This is a genomic window from Streptomyces sp. SAI-127 (genome assembly GCF_029894425.1).
In the GTDB taxonomy this organism is placed as follows: domain Bacteria; phylum Actinomycetota; class Actinomycetes; order Streptomycetales; family Streptomycetaceae; genus Streptomyces.
The window spans coordinates 357,371-364,934 of record NZ_JARXYJ010000003.1; the positions used below are offsets into that span (position 1 = coordinate 357,371).

Consider the following 7,564-nt stretch of genomic DNA (forward strand, 5'->3'; position numbering starts at 1 on the left):
TGGGGCAGGAGGTGCTGCATGTCCGAGCTGTTCGACGCCGTCGACGCGCTCATCGCGTCCCGCTCCCCGCTGCCGCCCCCGGCGGAACGCAAACGGCTGCGCCAGGCGCACGGGCTGACGCTGGACGAGGTGGCCGCCGCACTGCAGGTGCGGCGGGCGACGGTCAGCGGCTGGGAGGCCGGCAAGACCGAGCCGCGGCCGCCGGAGCGCGACGCATACGCGCGCATGCTCAAGCAACTCGCCCAGCTCTACCCCGCCAACGCCCCGGTGCCCGCTGAGGACACGGCGGTCCCCGAGACGCCTGCCCTCCCAGCGGCTCCTGCGCCAACGGGAACTGAACCGGCCCAAGCCCGCACCGAACCCACAGGCCCGATCCCAGAGCGTGTATCCGAGGACACCGCACTGCGCCCCGCCGCTGTGCCGCATCCGGCGGCAACGACCAGGCCGACGTCACGTCGGCAGCCCGCGCGTAAGACCGCCCCCGCCGGCACCCCAGCCGATGGCGCCGATGCACGGTTCGAGAACGGGCCGCTTGCGGTCGTCGGCGTCGCCGACGGTCAGGTGCTGGCGTACTGCACCGGCGGGCTGGTCCTGGACGTGCCCGCCAAGTCGATTCCGTCCCTGGTGGACTGGACGCTCACGGAGGCGAAGCTCGGGGCGCCGAAGCTGTCCGGCCCGGGCAAGGACGCCGACCCGCTGCTCGTGCTCACCCCGTCCGCACTGGAGCGCTACGGCCTGCCGGCCGCCCTCACGGAGGAGGAGCGGCTCACCGGGCGGATCCCCGAGGGCCACAAGGTCATCAAGCAGCTGGCCCGTGCGGAGTGGAAGCTGACCAAGCGCGGGTTCGGGCCGTGGGCGCGGATCTACCGCCCCGCGCAGGGTTCGGAGCGGGCCTGCGTGCAGTTGTGCATCCCGTCGTGGAACGCCTTGGATACCCGGCACTGGGGCGAGGCCGGGCAGCTGCCGCCGGCGCAACTCGCGCGCGTGCTGGGCGTGTACGCATCGCGGGTGATGACGCCGCGCGGATCGACCGCGGTGACCGGCCTGGAGCTGATGACTGCTCTGCACCCACCGACCCGTGCCTCCGAACCGGACGCGACGGGCAAGCGGCACTCCGAGCACAACCCCGGCTCGCTGGGCAAGGATCCGGTGGACTGCGCGCCGTGCGAGGCCCCCGACGGCCACCCGCTTCTCAAGGACCTGCCCCGGTTCCACGTCCGCGGCCCGGGGGAGAAGCTGTTCGAGGAGGCGTACGACTGGGCGCGGCCGATGACCGATGCCGAGTGCACGCTGCGGCACCTGGTCGGCATCGACGTGAACATGGCCTTCGCCGCCGGCGCCAACGGCCTGGTCGTCGGCATCGGTGCGCCCACCCACGTCAAGGCGCCGGTGTTCGACGCGAAGCTGCCCGGCTCGTGGCTGGTCGACCTCTCCCATGTGGACCTGTCCCGGGTGAAGGTCGGCAAGGACACGTGGGCGGACCTGGACGCGAGTCTGCTGCCCAGCCCGTTCACACCGAAGGGCGAGCAACCGGAGGGTCCGGCCTGGTACGCGACGCCGACCGTGGCGTACGCGGTGGAGCTCGGCTACGACGTCGTGCCGCTCGAGGCGTACGTCCGTTACGAGAACGGCCGTTACCTGGACGGCTGGTACAACCGGCTGCGCGACGCCTACCTCGCCACGATGGCCGACCTCGGTGTCGACGCCGACCTGTCGCCGGCCGACTTCCTCGCCGCGATGGACGGCTACCGCGGCCGTGACCCGGAGCTGGCGATCGTCGTCTCCGCGATCAAGGCGACGGTGAAAGGCGGCCTGGGCAAGCTGCGCGAGCGGCCCCGGGGTGAGGGCTGGCGTCCGGGCGAGCCGTGGCGTGCGCTGTCCCGCCCGACGTGGCGGCCGGACATCCGCGCGGCGGTCATCTCCCGCACCCGGATCAACCTGCACCGCAAGATCGTCAAGCACGCCAGCTTCACCGGCCAGTACCCGATCGCGGTCCTGTCCGACTGCGTCGTCTACGCCGCCAACGGCACCTCGCCGCTGGACTTCCTGCCCTACCGGGACGGCAAGCCGCTGCCCGGCGGCTTCAAGCTCGGCATCAACCCCGGCCTGGTCAAGCACGAGGGCACCCAGAGCGTCCTGTGGGGCGAAGAGGTCCGCGAGCGGTTCAACGCCCCCGAGCTCAACCTCGCCCGGTACATCAAGGACGGCACCGTCACCGACGCCGACAACGGAGAATAGGAGAAGGCGACGATGAGCCTGTTCGGGGACGGCCTGGAAGCCGCAGTGCAGAAGGCGTTCACCCGCCCGGCACCCAAGAGCGCGGGCGCGCAGATGCGGTACCTGGTCAAGCAGCTCAAAAGCACCAAGGCGGTCGCCCAGATGCTGCGCATCTCGCAGCGCACCGTCGAGCGGTACGTGAAGGACCAGATCAAGAAGCCCCGCCCGGACCTCGCCGCGCGACTGGAGCGCGAGGTGAAGAAGCGCTGGCAGCCACAGATTAGGGCCAAGGCCCGGCAGAAGGCGGCGACCACCGGCGGCATCGTCGTCGACACCCGCGCCCGCCTCGGCTACACCGCGCCGATCGGGTCGACGGACCAGGACCGCATCCGGCACCTGACCGTCGCCCTGCCGCCCCGCTACGCCGCCCGACTCTTCAACGCCCAAGAGGCCGGCGCCACCGACCAGCAGCTGAAGGAGATCGCCGCCGAAGCGCTCAAGGAGGTCTACTTCCAGGACGGCGGCCGCCGCGCGGGAAGCCTGGAGGAGGTCCGGTTCACGGACATCGAGCACCTCGAGTTCGACCTGTAGATCTCGAACAACCCAGGCGACTCCGTGCGGTGCGCTGGATAGGTTGCTTTGATGAAGCTGCCTGCGTACTGGATGACGCGTCCCGCTGCACCCTCGGACCGCACAACGTTGGCATCCTTCGACCGACTGCTGGAGCAAGCGCTCGCGAACGGTCCCGATGAGCCCATCGACTACCGGATCGAGGCGCCGAAATGGCAGTTCCTCTGCCGTGCCGCAGACCGCGGCAGACTGCTGTTGCACGGCTCGGGCGATCCGGCGATCAGCCGCTTCGAGCCCCGGCAGCCGAACGACAGCAGCGAGTTCGGCAACCGTCGCGCGGTCTTCGCCGCCGGCGACGGGCTCTGGCCGATGTACTACGCGATCCTGGACCGGGACCACCACCCGATGTCGTTGATCAATGGCTGCGCCCGCCTCGACAACGGCAGCGAGCGGCTCGGCGAGCCGCACTACTACTTCTCCATCAGCGCGCGGGCGCTGAAGCAGCAGCCCTGGCGTCCCGGCACGGTGTACCTGCTGCCCGCCGACACCTTCGAGCTGCAGCCGCGGATGCGGGTCGGCGATGTCTTGGTGCAGCCGGCCCAATGGGCAAGTCCCGTACCAGTGGCCCCTGTCGCCAAACTGGCCGTGCAGCCGGAAGACTTCCCGTTCCTGGACCAGATCCGCGGCCATGACGATGAGCGGGTCAGGACCCGTGCCGCCACGGACCCGGATGGCTTCCCCTGGCATGACGAGGCGTGACGCGAGCGCCGTGGCGGCTGAAAAAGCGCGGCCCCGATATCGTGTCCCGGGGGCCCTGCGCGATCCGGCGCAACAGCCGGGCGGTGTCGGCGTCACGCCCATTCCATGCCGAGTTCTCGTAGTGCGTCGAGCTGTTCCTCGGTGAGCTTGTCCCGCCTGGCACGGGTGTTCGATGTCCATACGCCGAGCTTGATGACCACCGGTTCGGTTTCGCCGTCGACCGTGATCTCTTCAGTGTGTCCGCGCGGTACAGGCCGGTGGGCGCCTTCCCGTTCGACCCACTGGGCGAGGGCTGCCAGGCCGCGTTGGAAGGCCTGCTGCGCCTTGCCCGGGCCCTTCGTCGCACGTGTGGCCGCAGGGGCCGGAGACGGTGTCTGGACGGGCTTGATGCCCAGTTTGGTCAGCCGTTCCTGCTGTTCGGTGGACAGCTGCTTCCAGGTGGCCGGCTGTTTCTGCCGCTTCAGCCACTTGCCGATGTCGTCGCCGTCGAAGAGGACGCCGGGTGCGATGTCGGGCAGGACGCCGCCGGGTTCGTCGGCGGCGAGGTCGGCGAGGACGCGGTGGTGGCGTTGCCAGTCCAGTGGCCATGGGCAGTTCCAGTCCGGGTCGATCGCCGCCAGCTGCTGTGCGCGATGCGCGGCCCGCTCCGGGTCCTTGCCAAGGCCGCCCTTGCGGCGGAGGTTGGCGATGTGCTGTCCGACCGGCACCATTGCCTCGCCCTCGCCCTCGCCCCAGACAGCGTCCTGCCTCGGGGCGAGGTGCCCGGTGGCCTGCCGGTAGGAGCGCAGCGCGGCGAGTTTGTTCTCCCAGGCTTCTTCGCCGGGCTCCCAGACCATTCCGGCCTCGGGGGCGTCCAGCAGCTCTTTGCGTCGCGGCTCCAGTTCCCCGGCCCGCAGGGCCTTGCGCTGCTGGTGGACCCATCGCCCCAGGGGAAAGTCTTTCGTGACGCCGACTTGGGTCTCGGTGTCGTAGGGGATGGCGTAGAGGCCGGTGATGTGGTGCTTTTTCCGCCAGTGGATGAGGGCTTGGTAGCCCTCAAGCCACACGAGGGATTCGGGCCGGTAGACCCGGGTGCGCAGGAAGGCCGCGATGGTGGCGGCGTCGCGCGGTGTGGAGAAGTGCAGCAGGGCCGCTTCGGCTGCGGCGTCGGTGCCGTCCTGCTCCTGGTCCTCGCCGTCGCCGCCGGCTCCGATGATCTGGCCGTCTTCATCGCGCCGGACGTGGACCTTGCGTTTCCCGCTGGTGAGGGCGCGGGAGGCGAGCTGCTCGACGAGTCGTTCATCATGACTGCGGAGTCCTTGGAGGACGGCTACAAGGGGGCGGAAACTGGCGGAGGCGACCATGTCGGTGGGGTCTTCGCCGGGCTCGAGGAAGACGGGCACGATGATGCGCGCGACCTTCGTGGTGCCGTCGCGGTTCAGCCGGAGTGCGCGGCCGATGTTTTGCACGATCTCGACCTGTGAGCCGCGGGTGTCGGCGAAGCAGATGGCCTCGACTCCCCGCTCGCCGGTGATGTCGACGCCTTCCCCGAGGACGCGGCAGCTTGCGAGGAACGCGCGGTGGACCCGGCGGCCGGCCGCGCCGATGCCGCCTGCGAACTGCCGCAGCACCTCGCGTCGTTCGGATACGAGGTGGTCGCCGCACAGCCATGCCGACCAGACGCGGTCCGGGGGTACGTGGCGGCCGGCCTCGAGCTCGTAGAACTCCGCGTCGATCGACGATGCGGGGAGCTGGTCAGCGGCCGCTAGGTCGTCGTCGGAGGCGTCGCGGGCGTACAGCTCCGCGGCCGTCTCCGGCATCTTCTCCGCGAACGCCGCCGCCTCCTCCACTTTCTGATGGAAAGTCATCACCGTGCGCAGATTCCACGCGGCGGCGTGCTCCAACAGGGCGGTCTGCAGCAGGGCCAGGCGCCGGCCCCGCTGCGCCTCCTGCGATTCCCCGAGGGCGGGTGAGGGGTCGCGGATCTCCAGCACGTCGATCTCGAACCCGGCGAGGATGCCCCGCTCGATCGCCTCGCTCAGCCCGAGTTCGGCCAGCCACGGTCCGTAGGTGTCGGAGTCCTGGCCCATCGACGCGATCTCCACCTCCTGGCCGTCCGCGCCCTTCTGCGGCTGGGGCGCGGCGAGGATGCGCGGGGTCGCGGTGAGGTAGAGCCGGAAGTCCGCCGGGATCCGCTGGTTGTCGTGGATCGCCGCCCACGGACGACCTAGATCCCCTGCCGTACCGTGGGCCTCATCCACGATGGCAAGCGAAAAACCGTCCATGCGCTGTCCATACAGCCGCTCTCCGCCCGCCAGAGCAGCCTCCAGCGGCCCGCGAACGCGTCCCTGACCCATCGGCTCCTCGAAGTCCTCGCGGTCCACCAGAGAGGCGTAAGTGGCGAACACGACGACGGGCCCCGACCGGGCCCACAGGGCGAGCTGGATCGGGTTGGTGGTGGTGCGCACTCCCAGCGAGTTGAGCACCGGATCGTTCTCCAGCGAGCAGACCGCGATCATGGGGGAGCGGTGGCCCACAGCCCGCCACGCCTGGGCGGTCTGCACGAGCAGGTCCAGAGTCGGCACGGTCACCAGGATCCGCCCGCCGGGGAAGCACTCCAGCGCGCACGCAGCGGCCGTGATCGTCTTGCCCGACCCGGTCGCTGACACGATCGTGCCCCGAGCCCCCTGGCGAGGAACAGACGATCTTGCAGAAAATCCGACCCATTTTCGGAATTGGTTCTTCTGGTCCACCTGATGCCCTCGAAGCTGAAATAGGCCCCGCATCTCTCGCCCGTTCTCCCTCTCGATCACCCGCACGGACCCGGAAACAGAACCTCACCAGCCGTGCTCAGGCGGGCCGACAACGTCCTTTCCGATCATGCGGGCAAGGTGCCGCGCCCTGTCTTCGTCACCTCGGTAGACGTGGACGTAGACCGTATGTCCTGCCACCGGTTCCAAGTTGGCGTCAGTGTTGAAGCATGCCTGAACGCCCGATCGTGCGTACTCCGGCCCGAGGTTGAGTTCCGGCACGGCCGGCCAGCTGAGACCCATCCAGGCAAGCTGACCCCACACCGCCGGCCGCAGCACCTCTACAGCCCTGGAGAGCACGTCCCCCCTCAGGTCCTCTTCCGCGGCGAGGTTCATCGGCAGCAGTCCAGCCAACGCTGCCGTATCAACAGGCAGATCGACTCCCCGGAAGTCGGAACGCCGGTGGGTGTACACCGCCTCGGGAAAGAGCTCACGGACCCTCATGACATCGCGAACATCCTGGAGTTCGGCATCGAGGCCCACCGTACTCTCCTCATGGGCATCCCCACAGCGAACAAGAGAAGAAGCGACAGAAACGATGCTCGCCACATCAGCCGACCGATACACCGGGTAAGCTCGCGTATTACCCACCAGAATCCCCAGTTCCCAAACGCTGTACCAACGGGTGCCCATAATCTTTCCCAATCCTACATGCTGCATCAAATCACAGCCAAAGCCCCCGCAGTGAACCAACCTCGACGTCACGGGTACTCCACACCCACCACCACCCCCAGGAGAGCTATGACCTTCCAGACCGGAAACGACCAAGGCAACCAATTCTGCAAGACATGCGGCACGTCGGCCGAAGACGGGAAACTCTGCAAGCACTGCAGCACCGCCCTGGACCTGCCCGACAATGCCGGACTCATCGAAGACCAAAGCGCGGCAGCACGACGCGACTTCGAGACACAGACTCACCAGCAACAACACAAGTGACCAAAACAACCCGAGGCAAGAATCCCCAGAACATCCACCCCTCGCAGCCAGCCAGGCCCGCGTCAGCGGGCCCCAGGTCCTGAAGGCGCAGCCGCAAGGACCCTCAGGGCGGGAGCGCAGCGGACCGCCCCCAGTCTGGAGCGAAGCGGAAGACCCCCAAAGGGGCGCAGCCCCCACAGCTCCGGTAGCGCAGCGAACGGAGCATCACCGAGCCTGCGAAGCAGGCTCGGAGAGCGGGACGCGGAGCGCTCCCGCCAGCGCTCCCGCGGAGCGGGAGCGCAACACCCGCGCGC

The 7,564-nt window shown here is 69.0% G+C and carries 6 protein-coding genes; 4 read left to right on the forward strand and 2 right to left on the reverse strand.

Annotated elements, in window-relative coordinates:
* The first annotated feature begins 18 nt into the window (after positions 1–18).
* From M2157_RS49025 to M2157_RS49035, 3 genes are read left to right on the forward strand one after another with little or no spacing between them, the layout of a single operon-like run.
* Positions 19–2,238 (forward strand): helix-turn-helix transcriptional regulator, encoded by a 2,220-nt coding sequence (locus tag M2157_RS49025; protein ID WP_280863920.1) that lies wholly within the window; start codon positions 19–21, stop codon positions 2,236–2,238.
* Between the two features lie 12 nt (positions 2,239–2,250).
* A complete protein-coding gene (locus M2157_RS49030; protein WP_280863919.1) occupies positions 2,251–2,808 on the forward strand; it encodes an XRE family transcriptional regulator in 558 nt (185 codons plus the stop codon).
* 51 nt (positions 2,809–2,859) lie between these two features.
* Positions 2,860–3,546 (forward strand): hypothetical protein, encoded by a 687-nt coding sequence (locus tag M2157_RS49035; RefSeq protein ID WP_280863918.1) that lies wholly within the window; start codon positions 2,860–2,862, stop codon positions 3,544–3,546.
* A 92-nt stretch (positions 3,547–3,638) separates the two neighbouring features.
* Here the strand turns inward: M2157_RS49035 and M2157_RS49040 are convergent, their stop codons facing one another.
* Positions 3,639–6,311 (reverse strand): DEAD/DEAH box helicase, encoded by a 2,673-nt coding sequence (locus M2157_RS49040; RefSeq protein ID WP_280868779.1) that lies wholly within the window; start codon positions 6,309–6,311, stop codon positions 3,639–3,641.
* 51 nt (positions 6,312–6,362) lie between these two features.
* Positions 6,363–6,818, reverse strand: coding sequence for a hypothetical protein (locus M2157_RS49045; RefSeq protein ID WP_280868780.1), 456 nt, complete (start codon positions 6,816–6,818; stop codon positions 6,363–6,365).
* 258 nt (positions 6,819–7,076) lie between these two features.
* Here M2157_RS49045 and M2157_RS49050 point away from each other — a divergent pair, with 258 nt between their 5' ends.
* Positions 7,077–7,271: a hypothetical protein gene (locus M2157_RS49050; protein WP_280868781.1), complete on the forward strand. Its 195-nt coding sequence runs from the start codon at positions 7,077–7,079 to the stop codon at positions 7,269–7,271.
* The last annotated feature ends 293 nt before the right edge of the window (positions 7,272–7,564 follow it).